Genomic DNA, 19624 nt, shown 5'->3' with positions numbered 1-19624 from the left:
TTAACACCAGGACACCTCTTGCCGCGCGCGATGTGTCCTGATGCTTAAGGTGACAGTTTACATGAGCTGAAGTTGATGGACAGCTTCCGCGATCACATTTGGTTCCATGGAACGCATAATTTTGCGCATTTGTGGTGCAATCAGGCCCAGATCGCTGTTGAGGATCTCTTGCTTGACCGCCAACAGCTGTGCCGGGTGCATGGAAAACTCGCGCAAGCCCATGCCCAGCAGCAAGCGCGTGAGCTTCACGTCGCCCGCCATTTCACCGCAGACGGCCACGTCGATGCCCGCCTTGTGGCCGGCCGCGATCGTCATCGAGATCAGTTGCAGCACGGCCGGATGCAGCGGATTGTACAAATGCGCCACCTCGTAGTCGACGCGGTCGATGGCCAGGGTGTACTGGATCAGGTCATTCGTGCCGATCGACAGGAAATCCATGCGCTTGACGAACATGGGCAGGGCCAGCGCGGCGGCCGGAATCTCGATCATGGCGCCCACCTCGACTTCGTCGTCGAACTTGACGCCCTCCTCGCGCAGGCTGGCCTTGGCCTGCGCGATCATGGCCAGCGACTGGTCGATCTCGAAGGCATGCGCCAGCATCGGGATCAGGATGCGCACCTTGCCGAAGGCCGAGGCGCGCAAAATCGCGCGCAGCTGCGTCAGGAACAGCTGCGGCTCGGCCAGGCAGTAACGGATGGCGCGCAAGCCCAGGGCGGGATTCAGGGCCGTATGGTCGGACTGGTCGAGCGGCTTGTCGGCGCCGATGTCGAGCGTGCGGATGGTCACCACGCGCCCCTTCATCGACTGCACCGTATTGCGGTAAGCCTCGAATTGCTCGTCCTCGGACGGGATCTTGTGGGCCCGCCCCATGAACAGGAATTCGGAGCGGAACAGGCCCACGCCGCTGGCCCCCGATTCCAGGGCGAACGGACAATCCTCTGGCAGTTCGATATTTGCCAGCAGGGTGATCGGCGTGCCGCATTTGGTCACGGCCGGCGTCTTTTTCAGCTTGCCCAGCTTTTTGCGCGCGCGCTGCATGGCCGCCTGGCGCTCGCGGTACTGTTCCAGCACCAGGGCGCTGGGATTGGCGATCACCACGCCGGCGTCGCCGTCGATGATCAGCCAGTCGTCCTGGTCGATCAGCATCGACGCCTGCGACATGCCGACGGCGGCCGGGATGTCCAGGCTGCGCGCGACGATGGCCGTGTGCGAGTTCTGTCCGCCCACGTCGGTGATGAAGCCGATGAAGGAGCGGTCGCGGAATTGCAGCATGTCCGCTGGCGAGATATCGTGCGCGACGACGATCATCTGCGCCATCAATTCATCTTCGGCGGCAGCCTTGGGCAGCAGCTGTTCGGTACCGAGCAAGACCTTCAGCACCCTTTCCGCCACTTGCTGGATGTCGGCCTTGCGCTCGCGCAGATACGGGTCTTCGATTTCGTCGAACTGGGCCGACAGTTCATCGATCTGCGTCAACAGCGCCCATTCGGCGTTGTAGTGGCGCGAACGGATGATGTCGAGCGGCGCTTCGGAAATCATCGGGTCCGACAGGATCAGCGCATGCACGTCGATGAAGGCACCGAGCTCCGTGGGCGCATCCTTGGGCAGCTCGTTCCACAGGGTTTGCAGCTCCTTGTGGACGGCGGCGATGGCGTTTTGCAAGCGCAGTACTTCGGCTTCGATCTGTTCCTGGGCGACCAGGTAATGTTTGACGTCAAGGGCGGCCGGCGCCAGCAGGTGCGCGCGGCCAATGGCGATGCCGCGGGAGACCGGGATGCCGTGGAGCGTGAAGGATGCCATGGGTTGACCTGTCGGATTGCGGCTGCGGCTGCGTTCGGCGGGCATTACTCGCCTTCGCCAAACCTGTCGTTAATCAAGGCGGTGAGCGCATCGACGCATGCCTGTTCATCGTCGCCCTCGGCTTCCAGGGTCACTTTTGCGCCCTTGCCCGCGGCCAGCATCATCACGCCCATGATGGACTTGGCATTGATGCGGCGCGCGTTGCGGGTCAGCCAGACATCGCTCTTGAACTTGGCGGCCAGCTGGGTGAATTTGGCGGAAGCGCGTGCGTGCAGTCCCAGCTTGTTGATGATTTCGAGTTCTTTTTGAATCATTTTTATATGGTCTCTATCCCTGATTGCGCTACGCTGATGATACAGCCATGCTCATAAATTCCGCCGCCTTCAGGGCGGCGGCCATTGCACTTCCTTATTCGCCCACGCGAATGCGGTTATCGACGCGCACGGCGCCGCTTTGCGCACCGGCCAGCGCCATTTCCACCACCACGTCGAGCGTGTCGCGGCGATACGTGATCGCGCGCAGCAGCATCGGCAGGCTGATGCCGGCGATGACTTCCACCCTGCCCGCATCGGCCAGCTTGTTGCAGCAGTTCGACGGCGTGCCGCCCTTGACATCGGTAATCACCAGCACGCCGGAGCCGTCATCGAGGCGGCAGATGGCTTCCGAGGCCAGCTTTTGCACCTCCGCCAGGTCCTGGTCGGCGACGACGTCGATGGCCTCAAAACGCTCCGTTGGCCCGCGAAACACATGCGCGCAGGCGGCGATGAAGGCCTGTCCCAGCGGTGCGTGTGTCATGAGCAAGATCCCTACCATAGTCATTTCACCTTCTAGCGCTGCTGCGCTTGCGCAACGCCATGCTCGACGGCGTCGACAAACATGGCGGCCACGTCAAAACCCGTCTGCTGCATAATTTCCTGGAAGCAAGTCGGACTGGTGACGTTGACTTCCGTCAGATAGTCGCCGATCACGTCCAATCCTACCAGCATCAGGCCACGCGCGGCCAGGATGGGGCCCAGCTTTTCAGCGATTTCCAGGTCGCGCGCCGTCAAGGGCTGCGCCACGCCCGTGCCGCCGGCGGCCAGGTTGCCCCGTACTTCGCCCGCTTGCGGGATGCGCGCCAGTGAAAACGGCACCGGCTTGCCGCCGATGACGAGGATGCGCTTGTCGCCCTTGGCGATATCAGGAATGAAACGCTGCGCCATGATGGTCTGCGCGCCGTTCTCGCTCAAGGTCTCGATGATGGCGCCCAGGTTCAGGCCATCGGCCTTGACGCGGAAGATGCCCGTGCCGCCCATGCCGTCGAGCGGCTTGAAGATCACGTCCTGGTGCTTGGCGTGGAAGGCGCGCAGGCGCGCTTCGCTGGACGTGACCAGGGTCGGCGAGGTGAATTCGGAAAACTGCGCGATGGCCAGCTTTTCATTGTTGTCGCGGATGGCGGACGGCTTGTTGAAGACGCGCGCGCCCTGCTTTTCCGCCAGTTCCAGCAGATACGTGCCGTACACGTATTCCATGTCGAACGGCGGATCCTTGCGCTCGATGATGGCGTCCAGGGTCGACAGGCGCACTTCTTCGGTCGAGACGACCTTATACCAGTCGTGTTCGTCGCCCGTCAGCGCGATGTGCTGCACACGGGCCGTGACGATGCCTTCTTCCAGCGCCATGTCCTTCTGCTCGAAGGCATACACGGCATGGCCGCGCTTGGCCGCCTCGCGCATCATGGCGAAGGTGGAATCTTTGTAGGTCTTGAAGCCTGCCAGAGGGTCGGCAAGGAATGCAATTTTCATGGTGCGTCCAATCGGGGAGCCTGGATAAGGAATGCTTGATTCTAGCCGAGATCGCCAGGCGCGGTGGTCGCCGCGCCCGGCAAGCTGCGGGGATAGATCAATACACCTCGGGATTCGGGTCCGTGCGCTCCATTTCCAGCGACGCGGCCAGCAAGGCCAGGCGCGCCACCACGCCATACACATAGAAGCGGTTCGGCGCGGCCGTGCCCGGCTTGGCCTTCAGGTCCGGCACGGCATGCTGCTGGGCAAATGCCAGCGGCACGTACTGCGAGCCGGGCGCGTTCAGGTTCTGGTCCACGCCCTTCTCCGCATGCACGCGGTAGAAGCCGCCCACCACGTAGCGGTCTATCATGTAGACAACGGGTTCGGCCACGGCATCCTTGATGCTTTCAAAGGTCGGCACGCCTTCCTGGATGATGACGTCGGTGACGACCTTGCCATCCTTGACGATGGACATCTTGTCGCGCTGCTTGCGCGACAGGTCGCGCACTTCGCTGGCATCGCGCACCGTCATGATGCCCGTGCCATACGTGCCCGCATCGGGCTTGACGATGACAAACGGCTTTTCCTTGATGCCGTATTCCTTGTATTTCTTGCGGATCTTCGCCAGCAGCACGTCGACGCTGGCCGCCAGCGCATCCTCGCCCTCGCCGTCCTGGAAGTTGATGTCGCTGCACTTGGCATGGAAGGGATTGAGCATCCACGGATCGACGTCGATCATCTTGCCGAATTTTTTCACCACTTCATCGTAGGCCGTATAGTGGTTGCTCTTGCGGCGCAAGGCCCAGCCCGCGTGCAAGGGCGGCAACAGGCTTTGCTCATGAATATTTTGCAAGATATCGGGGATGCCATCCGACAAGTCGTTATTCAGCAGGATGGTGCAGGGGTCGAAATCCTTCAAGCCGAGGCGGCGACCATTGTTCAGGCGCACGAGGGGCTCGATGACGAGCATATTGCCATCTGGCAACGCCAATGGCGTCGGCTGGGTGATCTCGGACGACCAGGAGCCCAGGCGTACGTGCAAGCCCGTCTGGCGGAAGATCTGCATCAGCCGCGCCACGTTTTGCAGGTATTGCGGCGTGGTGTTGTGCAATTCCGGCACCATCAGCAAGTTGCGGGCATCCGGGCAATACTTGTCGATGGCGGCCATCGCTGCCTGTACCGACAGGGGCAGCATTTCCGTGGCCAGGTTATGAAAGCCACCGGGGAACAGGTTGGTATCGACAGGGGCCAGCTTGTAGCCGGCGTTGCGCAAGTCTACCGAGCAATAGAAAGGCGGCGTGTGCTCTTGCCACTCCATGCGGAACCAGCGCTCAATGGCCGGCGTCGCGGCCAGAATCTTTTTTTCGAGGTCGAGCAGCGGTCCGGTCAGGGCCGTGACGAGATGGGGAACCATAGTTACATCCTTAAATTATGTGCAGTATTCAAAAAAGCACACAGAACTGCCGACTATATTACCGTGTAAGTACCCCAAATCGGGGCAAAAGCCTTGTTTTAAAGACCTTTTCCATTCCCATAACGAAAAAAAGGCACCTCGATGAGGCGCCTTTTCCGGCAAAACCACACTGGCACGTTGCGCTCATGCGCCACCGTGCCAGAAAATCAACGCTTAGCCATGGTAAGCCTGCTCGCCATGGCTGGTGATATCGAGGCCTTCGCGCTCTTCTTCTTCCGGTACGCGCAAGCCGATAACGATATCGACCAGCTTATAGGCGATAACGGAGACCACGGCCGACCAGAGAATGGTGGTGCCGACCGCTTGCGCCTGCACCCACACCTGGTGGCCGATCGAGTACGGATCCGCCGACATCTTGTTGGTGACGTAGTCGAAGACGCCCTGGCCGCCCAATTGTGGTGCAGCAAACACGCCCGTCAGCAAGGCGCCAAGGATGCCGCCCACGCCATGCACGCCGAAGACGTCGAGCGAATCGTCGGCGCCGATCAGGCGTTTCAAGCCATTCACGCCCCACAGGCAGACGATACCGGCCAGCAAGCCCATGACCAGACCGCCCATCGGGCCGACAAAGCCGGCAGCCGGGGTGATCGCCACCAGGCCGGCGACGGCGCCCGAGGCGCCACCGAGCATCGATGGCTTGCCCTTGCTGATCCACTCGCCAAATACCCATGACAGGGTGGCGGCGGCCGTGGCCAGCAAGGTGTTGACGAAGGCCAATGCCGCCACGTCGCCCGCTTCCAGCGAGGAACCAGCATTGAAGCCGAACCAGCCCACCCACAGCAGCGATGCGCCGATCATGGTCATCGTCAGCGAGTGCGGCGCCATCGATTCGCGGCCATAACCGACGCGCTTGCCGATCATGATGGCACCCACCAGGCCGGCGACGGCGGCATTGATGTGCACCACGGTGCCGCCGGCGAAGTCCAGCGCGCCTTTTTGCCAGATCCAGCCCGCCTTCAGGGCTTCGCTGGCCGAGGTGGCGGCATTGGTGATCAGGTCAGGACCGGTCCAGAACCACACCATGTGGGCGGCCGGCAGGTAGGCAAACGTGAACCACAGCACGACGAAGGCCAGCACGGCGGAAAACTTGGCGCGCTCGGCAAACGCGCCGACGATCAGCGCGCAGGTGATGGCGGCAAACGTGCCCTGGAAGGCGACAAAGACGAACTCGGGAATGACGACGCCCTTGCTGAAGGTGGCGGCGGCGGCAAACGTGCCCTTGGCCGGGTCCCAGATACCGTTCAGGAACAGGCGGTCGAAGCCACCGAAGAAGGCGGTTTTTTCCGTGAAGGCGATCGAGTAGCCATAGATGCACCACAGCACGATGACCAGCGCGAACACCATGAACACTTGCATCAGCACCGACAACATGTTCTTCGAGCGCACCAGGCCGCCGTAGAACAGGGCCAGGCCGGGGATCGTCATCAGGATCACCAGCAAGGTGGAAATCATCATGAAACTGGTATCGCCCTTGTTGGCGACGGGTACGGCGGCAGGGGCCGTTGCCGCTGCGGCAGCCGCGGCAGGCGCGGCGGCATCGGCTACCGGCGTCACGGCCGGCGTGGCAACGGCCGTCGTGGCGGCGGCTGCCGGTTCGGCCTTGGCTGGCGCATCGGCAAAACTCGGCGCGGCGAAGCCAAAGGCACACAGACAGGCCAACCCGGCTAGCAATGTTGTTATATTTTTACGCATCAATATTCCCCTTAGAGCGCTTCGTTGCCGGTTTCACCGGTACGGATGCGGATGACCTGTTCCAGGTTGTAGACGAAAATCTTGCCATCGCCGATCTTGCCGGTACGCGCCGCCCCCTCGATCGCCTCGATCGCCTGGTCGACGATGGCGTCGTCCACGGCCGCTTCAATTTTAGTTTTTGGCAAGAAATCGACCACGTACTCGGCACCGCGGTACAGTTCCGTATGGCCTTTCTGGCGTCCGAAACCCTTGACCTCGGTGACGGTAATGCCTTGCACATTGATAGCCGACAAGGCTTCGCGCACTTCGTCCAGTTTGAACGGTTTAATGATCGCGGTAATCATTTTCATGGCAATCTCGCTTAAAAGGTTTTGGAAACAGTCACTACGAGGCCGGTTTTCGCCAGATTCTTGCCATTCGGTGCCAGCGACGTGATATCGGCACGGACGGCCGCTACCGATACGGTGACGATGCCGGGGAAATCCTTGGTCACGCCCAGCTTGTAGTCGTAATAGCTGAGCGAGTCGTTGTGCTTGACGCTTTGATGGCCCACGTGCAGGTTGAACGTGTAGTCATCGTTCAGCGGCACATTCAGGCCGGCATCGATATACCCGCTGTTTTTACTGTCGGCCACGCCAAACAGGTTGGTCGTCGAGTGCGAATACTTGATGTAGGCGGGACCGAAACCGACCTGGCCATACAGCTCGAAGGTATTGGCATTCGTGCTCAGGCCATTCGAGGGGTAGAAGTAATACAGGCCACCGACGTCGTAGGTGATGCCCGGCGCGAATTCACCGCGCTTGCCGCCATAGATATCCCATTCCAGGTTCGTGTCGCCGCCACCATCCTTGATCCATTTGATGCTCGACAGCCAGGTGCCGACATACAGTCCGGTAGGATTGTGCGTATAGTCGGCACCGCCGCTGACGGCCGGGTTCAATCGGCTTTGCGACAGGCCCCGGTAGCGGTAGTCGCTGCTCAGTGCCACGTTGTAGCTGAGCACATTGTCGGGTACCGCTTCGGCGGCGGCGGGGGCCGCGACCGCATCCTGGGCCATGGCGGCGCCACTCAAGGCGGTCATGGCCAGTGTCAACGCTGCGGCTAAGGTCATGTTCTTGGACAGATTCTTCATGGCGGTTCCCTTTTATTGAACTTTTAAAGCGGTTGAGGTTTAAAATCTTGGCTGAAGATCACAAAGCGTTCATTACCTCTTTAGCAGAATACGTGCCAGCTTCATTGCCACCTTGACAGGTGCATTTCCGTCCATACATACCCTGCGAGCCGCTGGACATGCGGAAAAAGCCTGCCGAAGAGTGATGAATTTACCCATTTTCGCACCACATTAACACTGCTGTGCACCGCAATGGTGCGATGCACATGCCGCACCAATAAAGGACTGACCATGGACATGAATACCTTCTTTAACGACTTGCAAGGCAAGATCCACCAAGCCATCGAAAACTCGCCGGCCAAGGATATCGAGAAAAACGTGAAGTCGATGATGACCCAGGGCTTCGCCCGGCTGGACCTCGTCACGCGCGAAGAATTCGATATCCAGGCCCAGGTCCTGGCCAAGACGCGCGCCAAACTGGATGCACTGGAATTGCGCATGGCCGAACTGGAAGCACGCCTGAACGATCCGAAAGCCTAGAACGATGCCTCCGGCACGCATCGCGCCATGCGCGCCGGACATGGCTTGAGCAGATGCCCATGCGGGCAGGTGCTTTTTTTCGCTCCATTTGCTGGCTCACCTCAAATGCCAGCCGGCTTCAGGGACTAGACTGATCCTGCCCGCGTGCGCGGTGCAGGGGAATCTGATGAGCCTGGCAGTCCTGAAAAGCCGTGCCCTGGCCGGCATGGAGGCGCCCGAGGTGAACGTCGAAGTCCACCTCGCCAACGGCTTGCCCGCTTTTACCATCGTCGGCCTGCCGGATACGGAAGTGAAAGAGTCGCGCGACCGCGTGCGCGCCGCCCTGCAAAACTGCGGGTTTGAGATGCCGGCACGGCGCATCACCGCCAATCTGGCACCGGCCGATTTGCCCAAGGAGTCGGGACGCTTCGACCTGCCCATTGCGCTTGGCATCCTGGCCGCCTCGGGCCAGTTATCCAGCGAGCAATTACAGCACTATGAATTTGCCGGCGAATTGTCGCTGTCAGGCCAGTTGCGCCCGATCCGGGGTGCGTTGGCCATGACGTTTGCGATGCAGCGCGACAAAACCGGCGTGCCGCGCGCCTTCATCCTGCCCCATGCCAATGCCGACGAAGCGGCACTGGTCCGCGACGCCAGCATCTATCCCGCGCATACGCTGCTCGAAGTATGCGCCCACCTTGCCGCCAGCGACAGCCAGACAGCCTTGCAACGCCACCGGCCGGCCTTGCCGTCCAGCACCTTTTCCTATCCCGACTTCGCCGATGTACAAGGCCAGCAACAAGCGCGGCGCGCGCTGGAAGTGGCAGCCGCGGGCGGGCATAATCTCCTGATGGTCGGACCGCCTGGCGCCGGCAAGACCATGCTGGCCAGCCGTTTTCCCGGCATTTTGCCTCCGATGAGCGATGAAGAGGCACTCGAAGCGGCCGCCGTGCACTCCTTGGGCGGTCATTTCAAGGTCGAGCACTGGAAGCGGCGCCCCTATCGCGCGCCGCACCAGACGGCGTCCGGCGTGGCCCTGGTGGGTGGTGGCAATGTGCCACGGCCAGGTGAAATCTCGCTCGCACACTGCGGCGTGCTGTTCCTTGATGAAATTGCCGAATTCAACCGCCGGGTGCTCGACGTCTTGCGTCAACCCATGGAGTCGGGACTGATCACGATTTCGCGCGCGGCCCGGCAGGCCGAGTTTCCAGCCCGCTTTCAACTGATCGCCGCCATGAATCCCTGTCCCTGCGGCTATCTGGGCCACGCCTCGGGCCGCTGCCGCTGTACCCAAGATGCCGTGCTGCGCTATCACCACCGTTTGTCCGGACCGCTACTCGACCGCATCGACTTGCAGATCGAGGTTGCCGCCATGCCGCCCGCCTCGCTGGGCCGGCAAGCCCAGGCGGCCGAATGCACGCACGACATTGCCATGCGCGTCGAGGCCGCGTTCATGCTGCAATTGGCACGTCAAGGCAAATGCAACCAACGCCTGAACAATACGGAAATCACCCGGCATTGCCGGCTCGAGCCGCACGGCGAAAATCTGTTGCACAATGCAATGTCACGCCTGCACTGGTCTGCCCGCACCTATCACCGGGTATTGCGCGTGGCGCGCAGCATCGCCGACCTTGCGGACAGCGCCGCCATCGGCCACCCGCATGTTGCCGAAGCCATCCAGTACCGGCGCGTGCTGCGCGAAATATAGGCAGGCTGGGGATCGCACGCGCACGATTGCGCGTGCCTGGTGGTGCTGCTACCATCTGCTGATGAAAAAAACATCACTCGCCACGCTCCTGGCCGCGTTCGCCACCGCCAGCGTCCTGTCCGCCTGCAGTCCAAAATTCGACTGGCGCGACTATCGCAGCCCGGATGCCCAGTTCACGGCCCTGTTTCCAGGCAAGCCGTCTGTATTGACGCGCGAGATCGATCTCGACGGTAAAAAGGTCAGCCTGACCATGACGGCCAGCGAAGCTGATGGCAATACCTTCGCCATCGGCAGCGCCGTGCTCGATACCCCGGAGCAGGCACAGGTGGCCCTGTCCGCCATGAAGACCGCCTTGCTAAAAAATATCAACGGCACTGTGCGCAGCGAAAAGCATGCGACGGCAGCCAGCAGCACACCCGCCGGCAGCCATCAACGCAGTTCGCTGAGCGTCGAAGCGACAGGGATGCAGCAAGGCAAGCCCGTGCTGTTGATCGGCCGTTTCGTGGCACAGGACAAACGCATCTTCCAGATCGTCATCGTTGGAGAGGAAAGCAAGCTCTCGCGTGAAACCATCGATACCTTCATGGACTCCGTCAAACTGGACTGACGCTTAACATTGCCTTAAACGGTTGCCGGCGAGGTGCTCGGGCTCTTGTAAATAGGTGTGTTGTCCAACAGATGGCAATATCCCGCTTAGCAATGTGCAAGCTGGACAAACGAACGGCCTGTGCAGAATTTCAAGTCGTGATATTGTTTCAACACTAAAACAAGTTTCAGAAAGCGCTTATGTTGATCTCATTCAAATCCAAATCCTCCCCTGAAGTGCTGATGTACCAGGAACATGCGCAACGCATCCTCGACATCCTGCACAAGAGTCCGACACGCGGCGTCATCACGGCGGCGGAAGCGGGTGAAGCCCTCGCCTTGCTGGAAAAGGAAGTCGCGGAAAGTAAATTGCATCCAGAAAATGACATCGAACACGATGCGCATACTCCGGAGACGCTGGAAGATGGCGAAACAGGCGAGCATGCGCGCGCACAAAAAGTCCATTTTTCACAACGTGCCTACCCGCTGATGGAAATGCTACGCTCGGCCAAGGCCGAAGGCGAAAGCATCATCTGGGGAGTCTAGCCAGATGAAGGCTGCAGACGAAAAAAAACCCCGCACCTAGCGGGGTTTTTTTTATATAACAAGCCTGACGATAACCTACTTTCACACTGGTTGCAGCACTATCATCGGCGCAAAGTTGTTTCACGGTCCTGTTCGGGATGGGAAGGGGTGGGACCAACTTGCTATGGTCATCAGGCATAACTTGTACTGACGCTTGTCTCCTGTAGGACGACAAGGCCATGAATCTGGAAGAAGCAAAGATCAAGGGTAATGAATGATAGTATCAACACACACGCAACGTTGTACCGTCTTATCCTCTGTACCTGCTAAGGTTATAGGGACAAGCCGTACGGGCAATTAGTACTGGTTAGCTTAATGCATTACTGCACTTCCACACCCAGCCTATCAACGTCCTGGTCTCGAACGACCCTTCAAAGAGCTCAAGGCTCTGGGAAATCTCATCTCAAGGCAAGTTTCCCGCTTAGATGCTTTCAGCGGTTATCTCTTCCGAACTTAGCTACCCGGCAATGCCACTGGCGTGACAACCGGTACACCAGAGGTTCGTCCACTCCGGTCCTCTCGTACTAGGAGCAGCCCCCTTCAAATTTCCAACGCCCACGGCAGATAGGGACCAAACTGTCTCACGACGTTTTAAACCCAGCTCACGTACCACTTTAAATGGCGAACAGCCATACCCTTGGGACCGGCTACAGCCCCAGGATGTGATGAGCCGACATCGAGGTGCCAAACTCCCCCGTCGATATGAACTCTTGGGAGGAATCAGCCTGTTATCCCCAGAGTACCTTTTATCCGTTGAGCGATGGCCCTTCCATACAGAACCACCGGATCACTATGTCCTACTTTCGTACCTGCTCGACTTGTCAGTCTCGCAGTTAAGCACGCTTATGCCATTGCACTATCAACACGATGTCCGACCGTATCTAGCGTACCTTCGAACTCCTCCGTTACACTTTAGGAGGAGACCGCCCCAGTCAAACTGCCTACCATGCACTGTCCCCGATCCGGATAACGGACCAAGGTTAGAACCTCAAACAAACCAGGGTGGTATTTCAAGGTTGGCTCCACGAGAACTAGCGTCCCCGCTTCAAAGCCTCCCACCTATCCTACACAGATTGGTTCAAAGTCCAATGCAAAGCTACAGTAAAGGTTCATGGGGTCTTTCCGTCTAGCCGCGGGTAGATTGCATCATCACAAACATTTCAACTTCGCTGAGTCTCGGGAGGAGACAGTGTGGCCATCGTTACGCCATTCGTGCAGGTCGGAACTTACCCGACAAGGAATTTCGCTACCTTAGGACCGTTATAGTTACGGCCGCCGTTTACTGGGACTTCAATCAAGAGCTTGCACCCCATCATTTAATCTTCCAGCACCGGGCAGGCGTCACACCCTATACGTCCACTTTCGTGTTTGCAGAGTGCTGTGTTTTTATTAAACAGTCGCAGCCACCAGTTTATTGCAACCCTTTCACCCTCATGGAGTAAACCAATCAAGCTACCGGGGCGTACCTTTTCCCGAAGTTACGGTACCAATTTGCCGAGTTCCTTCTCCCGAGTTCTCTCAAGCGCCTTAGAATACTCATCTCGCCCACCTGTGTCGGTTTGCGGTACGGTCTCGTATGACTGAAGCTTAGAGGCTTTTCTTGGAACCACTTCCGATTGCTTCGTGAACAAGTTCACTCGTCCCATCCCCTTGAATTCCGCGCCCGGATTTGCCTAAGCGCCTTCTATGAGACAGAAACTGACTATTCCAACAGTCAGACAACCTTCCGCGATCCGTCCCCCCATCGCATCATACGACGGTGCAGGAATATTAACCTGCTTCCCATCAGCTACGCATCTCTGCCTCGCCTTAGGGGCCGACTCACCCTGCTCCGATGAACGTTGAACAGGAAACCTTGGGCTTACGGCGTGGAGGCTTTTCACCCCCATTATCGCTACTCATGTCAGCATTCGCACTTCTGATACCTCCAGCATCCTTTACAAGACACCTTCGCAGGCTTACAGAACGCTCTCCTACCATATATATTGCTATATATCCGCAGCTTCGGTGACTGGCTTAGCCCCGTTACATCTTCCGCGCAGGACGACTCGATCAGTGAGCTATTACGCTTTCTTTAAATGATGGCTGCTTCTAAGCCAACATCCTGACTGTTTTAGCCTTCCCACTTCGTTTTCCACTTAGCCAATCTTTGGGACCTTAGCTGGCGGTCTGGGTTGTTTCCCTCTTGACGCCGGACGTTAGCACCCGACGTCTGTCTCCCAAGCTCGCACTCATCGGTATTCGGAGTTTGCAATGGTTTGGTAAGTCGCAATGACCCCCTAGCCATAACAGTGCTCTACCCCCGATGGTGATACTTGAGGCACTACCTAAATAGTTTTCGGAGAGAACCAGCTATTTCCAAGTTTGTTTAGCCTTTCACCCCTACCCACAGCTCATCCCCTAATTTTTCAACATTAGTGGGTTCGGACCTCCAGGGCGTGTTACCGCACCTTCATCCTGGCCATGAGTAGATCACTTGGTTTCGGGTCTACACCCAGCGACTGATCGCCCTATTCGGACTCGATTTCTCTACGGCTTCCCTATGCGGTTAACCTTGCCACTGAATGTAAGTCGCTGACCCATTATACAAAAGGTACGCAGTCACGGAACAAGTCCGCTCCTACTGTTTGTATGCACACGGTTTCAGGATCTATTTCACTCCCCTTCCGGGGTTCTTTTCGCCTTTCCCTCACGGTACTGGTTCACTATCGGTCGATTACGAGTATTTAGCCTTGGAGGATGGTCCCCCCATATTCAGACAGGATGTCACGTGTCCCGCCCTACTTGTCGTACGCTTAGTACCACCGGTCCGATTTCACATACGGGGCTATCACCCGCTATGGCTCCTATTTCCAGAGGATTCTGTTATCGGTCCGACTATCACGTACAGGCTCTTCCCATTTCGCTCGCCGCTACTTTGGGAATCTCGGTTGATTTCTTTTCCTGCAGCTACTTAGATGTTTCAGTTCGCCGCGTTCGCCTTGCATACCTATGTATTCAGTATGCAATACCCTAAAAGGGTGGGTTGCCCCATTCGGAAATCTGCGGATCAAAGTGTGTTTGCTCACTCCCCGCAGCTTATCGCAAGCTACTACGTCCTTCATCGCCTGTAATCGCCAAGGCATCCACCATGTGCACTTATTCGCTTGTCCCTATAACGTTAGCCTCTCATCATTTGCATAATGAAAGAGCGCTACAGGGATAAGAAAGTACAACGTTGTTGCTTGTTTGTTGATACATACAATCATTACCCATCGATTCGCTTTTTACGGCAAACCGATCAATAAATAATCTTTACTTCTTCCAGATTGTTAAAGAACGAAACAGCTTTGATCGCTAAAAGATCAAACCTAAATTCAATCACCACTGTGATTAACTTACGTTTGCACTTTCAAAGTACTTGGTGGAGGATGACGGGATCGAACCGACGACCCCCTGCTTGCAAAGCAGGTGCTCTCCCAGCTGAGCTAATCCCCCTGAGATTTTACTAATTAGCTGGTAGGGCTGGTTGGACTCGAACCAACGACCCCCGCGTTATCAACACGGCGCTCTAACCAGCTGAGCTACAGCCCCAACGCGGTGCTACTACGACTACTGTTTCTTCTCTTACTAACAGCCGATAAGTGTGAACATTTGAGGCGTGAACCATTTAACTGGCTCGTGCAAACTCTAGAAAGGAGGTGATCCAGCCGCACCTTCCGATACGGCTACCTTGTTACGACTTCACCCCAGTCACGAATCCTACCGTGGTAAGCGCCCTCCTTGCGGTTAAGCTACCTACTTCTGGTAAAACCCGCTCCCATGGTGTGACGGGCGGTGTGTACAAGACCCGGGAACGTATTCACCGCGACATGCTGATCCGCGATTACTAGCGATTCCAACTTCATGCAGTCGAGTTGCAGACTACAATCCGGACTACGATACACTTTCTGCGATTAGCTCCCCCTCGCGGGTTGGCGGCGCTCTGTATGTACCATTGTATGACGTGTGAAGCCCTACCCATAAGGGCCATGAGGACTTGACGTCATCCCCACCTTCCTCCGGTTTGTCACCGGCAGTCTCATTAGAGTGCCCTTTCGTAGCAACTAATGACAAGGGTTGCGCTCGTTGCGGGACTTAACCCAACATCTCACGACACGAGCTGACGACAGCCATGCAGCACCTGTGTACTGGTTCTCTTTCGAGCACTCCCCAATCTCTCGGGGATTCCAGCCATGTCAAGGGTAGGTAAGGTTTTTCGCGTTGCATCGAATTAATCCACATCATCCACCGCTTGTGCGGGTCCCCGTCAATTCCTTTGAGTTTTAATCTTGCGACCGTACTCCCCAGGCGGTCTACTTCACGCGTTAGCTGCGTTACCAAGTCAATTAAGACCCGACAACTAGTAGACATCGTTTAGGGCGTGGACTACCAGGGTATCTAATCCTGTTTGCTCCCCACGCTTTCGTGCATGAGCGTCAATCTTGACCCAGGGGGCTGCCTTCGCCATCGGTGTTCCTCCACATATCTACGCATTTCACTGCTACACGTGGAATTCTACCCCCCTCTGCCAGATTCTAGCCTTGCAGTCTCCAATGCAATTCCCAGGTTGAGCCCGGGGATTTCACATCAGACTTACAAAACCGCCTGCGCACGCTTTACGCCCAGTAATTCCGATTAACGCTTGCACCCTACGTATTACCGCGGCTGCTGGCACGTAGTTAGCCGGTGCTTATTCTTCAGGTACCGTCATTAGCAGGAGATATTAGCTCCCACCGTTTCTTCCCTGACAAAAGAGCTTTACAACCCGAAGGCCTTCTTCACTCACGCGGCATTGCTGGATCAGGCTTGCGCCCATTGTCCAAAATTCCCCACTGCTGCCTCCCGTAGGAGTCTGGACCGTGTCTCAGTTCCAGTGTGGCTGGTCGTCCTCTCAGACCAGCTACTGATCGATGCCTTGGTAGGCTTTTACCCTACCAACTAGCTAATCAGATATCGGCCGTTCCACGAGCATGAGGTCTTGCGATCCCCCACTTTCATCCTTAGATCGTATGCGGTATTAGCGTAACTTTCGCTACGTTATCCCCCACTCCAGGGTACGTTCCGATATATTACTCACCCGTTCGCCACTCGCCACCAGAGCAAGCTCCGTGCTGCCGTTCGACTTGCATGTGTAAGGCATGCCGCCAGCGTTCAATCTGAGCCAGGATCAAACTCTTCAGTTTAATCTCTGTTTAATGTCATTTCTGACAGGTCGGACAGTATCACTACCATCCAAATCTTTGGCATTACCAAAGATTTGCTCACTCAAAAAACTGACAGGCTACTTCCGAAGAAGTATCCTATTTCATTATTTCTTGTGAACATTTGATATTTTAAGTATTACAGCAATCCGAAGATCGCTGCTGCACTTGCATCAAATGTCCACACTTATCGACTGTTAATTGTTAAAGAACTGTATTCGGTGCTACTTTCGCGCTATCGACAAAGCGTTGTGTTTGTCAGCTGCTAAGAAGGAAGAGTATGAAGCGTTTCGGCTAATTCGTCAACCTTCTTTTTTGCTACCCAGCCCCGGAAGGCTGTCCCTTTTGTGCCGCAAACCAGTGCGTCTCATCGGGGAGGCGAATCATATCAAAGACCGTCGAAGTTTGGCAAGCGCTTTTCCAGGAAAGCGTGCATGCCTTCTTTTTGTGCAGGCGTACCGAAGGCGGCCTGGAACAAGCGGCGCTCGTAGGCGACACCATCGGTCAAGGTGGTTTCAAAGGCGCGGTTGACGCAATCCTTGATCATCATCGCGACCGAGGTCGGCATGGCGGCGATGGTCTTGGCGGCAGCCAGGGCTTCTTCCATTAATTTATCTGCCGGCACCACGCGCGACACCAGGCCGATGCGTTCCGCCTCGACGGCATCAATGGTACGGGCCGTCAGCAGCAGGTCCATGGCCTTGGCCTTGCCGATGGCACGCGGCAAGCGCTGCGTGCCGCCCGCGCCCGGCGTGACGCCGACCTTGATTTCCGGCTGGCCGAATTTGGCGCTGTCGGCGGCGATCAGGAAATCGCACATCATGGCCAGTTCGCAGCCGCCACCGAGTGCATAACCGGCCACGGCGCCCACCACGGGTTTGCGCACGCGCAAGATATGCTCCCAGTTGCGGCTGATGTAGCCCTGGGTAAAGGTGTCCGGATAGGTGTAATCGGCCATGGCGGCGATATCGGCACCGGCTGCAAACGCTTTTTCGCTGCCCGTCAGCACGATGCAGCCGATATTCTCGTCGGCATCGAATTTGAGCAAGGCGTCGCCCAGCTCATTCATCATGTTGTCGTTCAAGGCGTTCAAGGCCTTGGGGCGGTTCAGGCGTATCAGTGCCACTTTGTCCTGGATGTCGATGATCAGGTCTTCGTATTGCATAGGGTCTCCTCTGGGTGAACACGGTAACGATGATTGTAGCGGCTAACGGCGGCGGCGCGGCAGGTGCGCTGCTATTATTGTGAGCCCGATCACCTTTATCGAGCAGCGTATTTTCTCCTCCCTTTTCCAGTATTGCGCCCGCCACCTGCGCGGCGACGGCAGCGCCGCCAGCGTCAATTTCCGCCGCCTGTGGTTCAGCAACGGCCTCAATTGCTTCGGCGCCCAGATCACCTCGCTGGCCCTGCCCCTGTGCGCGGTACTGCTCCTGCAAGCGACGCCTGAGCAGATGGGCTTGCTCGTGGCCCTGCAGGCGCTGCCGTTCGCCCTCTTCGGCCTGCCCGTCGGCGTGCTGCTGGACAGGCGCAGCAAGCACCCGATCATGCTGTTCAGTGAAAGCATGTCCGGCCTGGCCCTGGCCAGCGTGGCCGTCGCCTACTGGTGCGGCGTGCTGTCGATGCCGTGGCTGTATATAGTGGGGTTCATCATCGGCACGGGCTTCGTCGTCGGCGGCGGCGCCGAACAGGTCTTCCTGACCTTCCTGGTGGGGCGCGATGGCCTGATCGATGCGCAATCAAAATTTGCCGCCACGGAATCGGCGTCGCGCCTGATCGGCCCCGGCCTGGCCGGCGTACTCGTGCAAGTGCTGTCGGCGCCCGTCGCCATCCTGTGCACAGCCTGCGGCTATCTGATTTCCGTCTTCAATCTGCGTGCCATGAGCGTGCGCGATCCACGCCCTGCTCCCTCCGACAAGCATGCCTTGCGCGACATCGCCGACGGCTTGCTGTTTGTCTGGCGCGAACCGCTGCTGCGCGCGCTGGCCTGGGGCGCCGGCATCTGGCACTTCCTGTTTTACGCCAGCATGGCCTTGACGGTGCTGTTTGCCACGCGCGACCTGGGCATGAGTCCGGGCGTGCTGGGCATGACGCAAATGCTGGGCGGCGCCGGTGTGCTGCTGAGCGCCTTCATCGTCAAGCCGCTGACGAAGCGCTACGGCGCCGGCCGCACCATCCTGATCGGCCTGGCATCGACCTCGCTGTGCTTTGCACTGACACCAACGATTCCCGCCGCCTTGTTCGGCAGCGCGGCCGCCAGCGCCGTCGCGTATGCCGTGCTGATGTTCTTTTTCGATTGCGGCGTGATGCTGTTCTTTATTCCCTACCTGGGCTTGCGACAGAAAGTTACGCCCGACCCCATGCTGGGACGCATGACATCCACCATGCGTTTCCTGACGGTGGCAACCGCCCCGCTCGGGGCGCTGGCCGCCGGCTGGGTGGCCGAACACTTTGGCGTGCGCAGCGGCCTGGCCTGCATCGCGGCCGGCAGCATTGCCCTGACGATCGCCATGGTGTGGGGAACGCCGCTGCGTAGCGTGCGCACGTGAAGCGGAAAACAGGCATACACTGTTAAATATTGCCTTGACGACACTATTTATAGCTAAGCCAGTGAGGTTTGATTTACATCAAGGTTTTGCTTGAGGTAAATCCATAAGCTGTCTTACATCACTCTAGGGAGCACGCCATGTTTAACACCATTTTATTTCCCACCGACGGTTCGCCCTTGTCCGACAAGGCCGCCGAGACAGCCATCGCCTTTGCCCAACTGAACAAGGCCAAGCTGGTTGCCATCAGCGTCGTGCAGCCTTTCCCGTTTTCGCCGATGGCCGACGGCGGCATCGTGCTCGACGCCAGCCTGTATGAGCAGCAGATGCACGAATCGGCCCAGCGCGCCATCGACAAGATCAGCGTGGCCGCGCGCGCCGCAAATATCGCCTTCGAAGGCGTGGTATCCGTGTCGCCCAGCCCGCACGAAGAAATCGTGAATACGGCGGAGAGCTACCATTGCGACATCATCCTGATGGCCTCGCATGGCCGCAAGGGCTTGAACAAGTTGTTCGTCGGTAGCGAGACGCAAAAGGTACTCGCGCATACGCACCTGCCGGTCATGGTCCTGCGTTAAATCAAGCCATGCGCTGCGCCAGCCCTCGCGGCCGGCGCAGC

General features: G+C 57.9%; 15 protein-coding genes, 2 tRNA genes and 3 rRNA genes. 6 read left to right on the top strand and 14 right to left on the bottom strand.

The window, feature by feature from the left end:
* Positions 1 to 57: 57 nt before the first annotated feature.
* From ptsP to AC3RCJ_RS04905, 8 genes are all read right to left on the bottom strand, one after another.
* Complete coding sequence (gene ptsP / locus AC3RCJ_RS04940) at positions 58 to 1800, bottom strand: phosphoenolpyruvate--protein phosphotransferase (RefSeq protein ID WP_492959978.1); 1743 nt, start codon at positions 1798 to 1800, stop codon at positions 58 to 60.
* A gap of 44 nt (positions 1801 to 1844) precedes the next feature.
* The gene (locus tag AC3RCJ_RS04935) at positions 1845 to 2114 is read right to left on the bottom strand and encodes an HPr family phosphocarrier protein (protein WP_010393142.1); all 270 of its coding nucleotides are present in this window, start codon (positions 2112 to 2114) and stop codon (positions 1845 to 1847) included.
* A 94-nt stretch (positions 2115 to 2208) separates the two neighbouring features.
* On the bottom strand, positions 2209 to 2613 hold the full coding sequence (locus AC3RCJ_RS04930; RefSeq protein WP_029496035.1) for a PTS sugar transporter subunit IIA: 405 nt from the start codon (positions 2611 to 2613) through the stop codon (positions 2209 to 2211).
* 14 nt (positions 2614 to 2627) lie between these two features.
* A complete protein-coding gene (gene gshB / locus AC3RCJ_RS04925) occupies positions 2628 to 3584 on the bottom strand; it encodes a glutathione synthase (RefSeq protein ID WP_492959948.1) in 957 nt (318 codons plus the stop codon).
* A gap of 97 nt (positions 3585 to 3681) precedes the next feature.
* Positions 3682 to 4980 (bottom strand): glutamate--cysteine ligase, encoded by a 1299-nt coding sequence (gene gshA, locus AC3RCJ_RS04920; protein ID WP_492959950.1) that lies wholly within the window; start codon positions 4978 to 4980, stop codon positions 3682 to 3684.
* A gap of 213 nt (positions 4981 to 5193) precedes the next feature.
* Positions 5194 to 6732, bottom strand: coding sequence for an ammonium transporter (locus AC3RCJ_RS04915; protein ID WP_492959952.1), 1539 nt, complete (start codon positions 6730 to 6732; stop codon positions 5194 to 5196).
* An 11-nt stretch (positions 6733 to 6743) separates the two neighbouring features.
* The gene (locus AC3RCJ_RS04910; protein ID WP_010393464.1) at positions 6744 to 7082 is read right to left on the bottom strand and encodes a P-II family nitrogen regulator; all 339 of its coding nucleotides are present in this window, start codon (positions 7080 to 7082) and stop codon (positions 6744 to 6746) included.
* An 11-nt stretch (positions 7083 to 7093) separates the two neighbouring features.
* On the bottom strand, positions 7094 to 7864 hold the full coding sequence (locus tag AC3RCJ_RS04905; RefSeq protein ID WP_492959954.1) for a TorF family putative porin: 771 nt from the start codon (positions 7862 to 7864) through the stop codon (positions 7094 to 7096).
* Positions 7865 to 8134: 270 nt separating this feature from the next.
* Between AC3RCJ_RS04905 and AC3RCJ_RS04900 the strand changes: the two genes are divergently transcribed.
* The 4 genes from AC3RCJ_RS04900 (at position 8135) to AC3RCJ_RS04885 (ending at position 11201) form a co-directional block, all read left to right on the top strand.
* The gene (locus tag AC3RCJ_RS04900) at positions 8135 to 8383 is read left to right on the top strand and encodes an accessory factor UbiK family protein (protein ID WP_492959956.1); all 249 of its coding nucleotides are present in this window, start codon (positions 8135 to 8137) and stop codon (positions 8381 to 8383) included.
* Positions 8384 to 8549: 166 nt separating this feature from the next.
* Positions 8550 to 10070 (top strand): YifB family Mg chelatase-like AAA ATPase, encoded by a 1521-nt coding sequence (locus AC3RCJ_RS04895; protein ID WP_492959958.1) that lies wholly within the window; start codon positions 8550 to 8552, stop codon positions 10068 to 10070.
* Between the two features lie 61 nt (positions 10071 to 10131).
* Positions 10132 to 10677 carry a hypothetical protein gene (locus tag AC3RCJ_RS04890; protein ID WP_492959960.1) on the top strand — a complete coding sequence of 182 codons (546 nt, stop codon included), beginning with the start codon at positions 10132 to 10134 and terminating at the stop codon, positions 10675 to 10677.
* A 179-nt stretch (positions 10678 to 10856) separates the two neighbouring features.
* Positions 10857 to 11201, top strand: a complete 345-nt coding sequence (locus AC3RCJ_RS04885; protein ID WP_492959962.1) for a DUF1840 domain-containing protein — start codon at positions 10857 to 10859, stop codon at positions 11199 to 11201.
* Between the two features lie 62 nt (positions 11202 to 11263).
* Here AC3RCJ_RS04885 and rrf read toward each other — a convergent pair.
* From rrf to AC3RCJ_RS04855, 6 genes are all read right to left on the bottom strand, one after another.
* Positions 11264 to 11376: ribosomal RNA gene (gene rrf, locus AC3RCJ_RS04880) — 5S ribosomal RNA — on the bottom strand.
* Between the two features lie 140 nt (positions 11377 to 11516).
* Positions 11517 to 14392: ribosomal RNA gene (locus AC3RCJ_RS04875) — 23S ribosomal RNA — on the bottom strand.
* 249 nt (positions 14393 to 14641) lie between these two features.
* A tRNA-Ala gene (locus AC3RCJ_RS04870) sits at positions 14642 to 14717 on the bottom strand.
* A gap of 19 nt (positions 14718 to 14736) precedes the next feature.
* A tRNA-Ile gene (locus tag AC3RCJ_RS04865) sits at positions 14737 to 14813 on the bottom strand.
* Between the two features lie 100 nt (positions 14814 to 14913).
* A 16S ribosomal RNA gene (locus AC3RCJ_RS04860) occupies positions 14914 to 16444 on the bottom strand.
* The 16S, 23S and 5S rRNA genes sit together here with 2 tRNA genes alongside, the layout of an rRNA operon.
* 406 nt (positions 16445 to 16850) lie before the next feature.
* Positions 16851 to 17627 carry an enoyl-CoA hydratase gene (locus AC3RCJ_RS04855; protein WP_492962011.1) on the bottom strand — a complete coding sequence of 259 codons (777 nt, stop codon included), beginning with the start codon at positions 17625 to 17627 and terminating at the stop codon, positions 16851 to 16853.
* A gap of 79 nt (positions 17628 to 17706) precedes the next feature.
* On the opposite strand from AC3RCJ_RS04855, the gene AC3RCJ_RS04850 reads away from it, so the two are divergent.
* The gene (locus tag AC3RCJ_RS04850; protein WP_492962010.1) at positions 17707 to 19008 is read left to right on the top strand and encodes an MFS transporter; all 1302 of its coding nucleotides are present in this window, start codon (positions 17707 to 17709) and stop codon (positions 19006 to 19008) included.
* Positions 19009 to 19145: 137 nt separating this feature from the next.
* Entirely contained in the window at positions 19146 to 19583 is a 438-nt protein-coding gene (locus tag AC3RCJ_RS04845; RefSeq protein WP_492962008.1) for a universal stress protein, read from the top strand.
* Positions 19584 to 19624 lie beyond the last annotated feature (41 nt).

This window comes from Janthinobacterium sp. GW822-FHT07H11 (assembly GCF_058798615.1).
This window is presented reverse-complemented; position numbering and strand designations above follow the sequence as displayed.

Bases quoted from the DNA above. Each gene is read 5' to 3' on its own strand.
- AC3RCJ_RS04930 (WP_029496035.1), bottom strand. From the start codon at position 2,613: ATGGTAGGGATCTTGCTCATGACACACGCACCGCTGGGACAGGCCTTC.
- gshB (WP_492959948.1), bottom strand. From the start codon at position 3,584: ATGAAAATTGCATTCCTTGCCGACCCTCTGGCAGGCTTCAAGACCTAC.
- AC3RCJ_RS04900 (WP_492959956.1), top strand. From the start codon at position 8,135: ATGGACATGAATACCTTCTTTAACGACTTGCAAGGCAAGATCCACCAA.
- AC3RCJ_RS04855 (WP_492962011.1), bottom strand. From the start codon at position 17,627: ATGCAATACGAAGACCTGATCATCGACATCCAGGACAAAGTGGCACTG.
- gshA (WP_492959950.1), bottom strand. From the start codon at position 4,980: ATGGTTCCCCATCTCGTCACGGCCCTGACCGGACCGCTGCTCGACCTC.
- AC3RCJ_RS04895 (WP_492959958.1), top strand. From the start codon at position 8,550: ATGAGCCTGGCAGTCCTGAAAAGCCGTGCCCTGGCCGGCATGGAGGCG.
- AC3RCJ_RS04915 (WP_492959952.1), bottom strand. From the start codon at position 6,732: ATGCGTAAAAATATAACAACATTGCTAGCCGGGTTGGCCTGTCTGTGT.
- ptsP (WP_492959978.1), bottom strand. From the start codon at position 1,800: ATGGCATCCTTCACGCTCCACGGCATCCCGGTCTCCCGCGGCATCGCC.
- AC3RCJ_RS04885 (WP_492959962.1), top strand. From the start codon at position 10,857: ATGTTGATCTCATTCAAATCCAAATCCTCCCCTGAAGTGCTGATGTAC.
- AC3RCJ_RS04845 (WP_492962008.1), top strand. From the start codon at position 19,146: ATGTTTAACACCATTTTATTTCCCACCGACGGTTCGCCCTTGTCCGAC.
- AC3RCJ_RS04905 (WP_492959954.1), bottom strand. From the start codon at position 7,864: ATGAAGAATCTGTCCAAGAACATGACCTTAGCCGCAGCGTTGACACTG.
- AC3RCJ_RS04910 (WP_010393464.1), bottom strand. From the start codon at position 7,082: ATGAAAATGATTACCGCGATCATTAAACCGTTCAAACTGGACGAAGTG.
- AC3RCJ_RS04890 (WP_492959960.1), top strand. From the start codon at position 10,132: ATGAAAAAAACATCACTCGCCACGCTCCTGGCCGCGTTCGCCACCGCC.
- AC3RCJ_RS04935 (WP_010393142.1), bottom strand. From the start codon at position 2,114: ATGATTCAAAAAGAACTCGAAATCATCAACAAGCTGGGACTGCACGCA.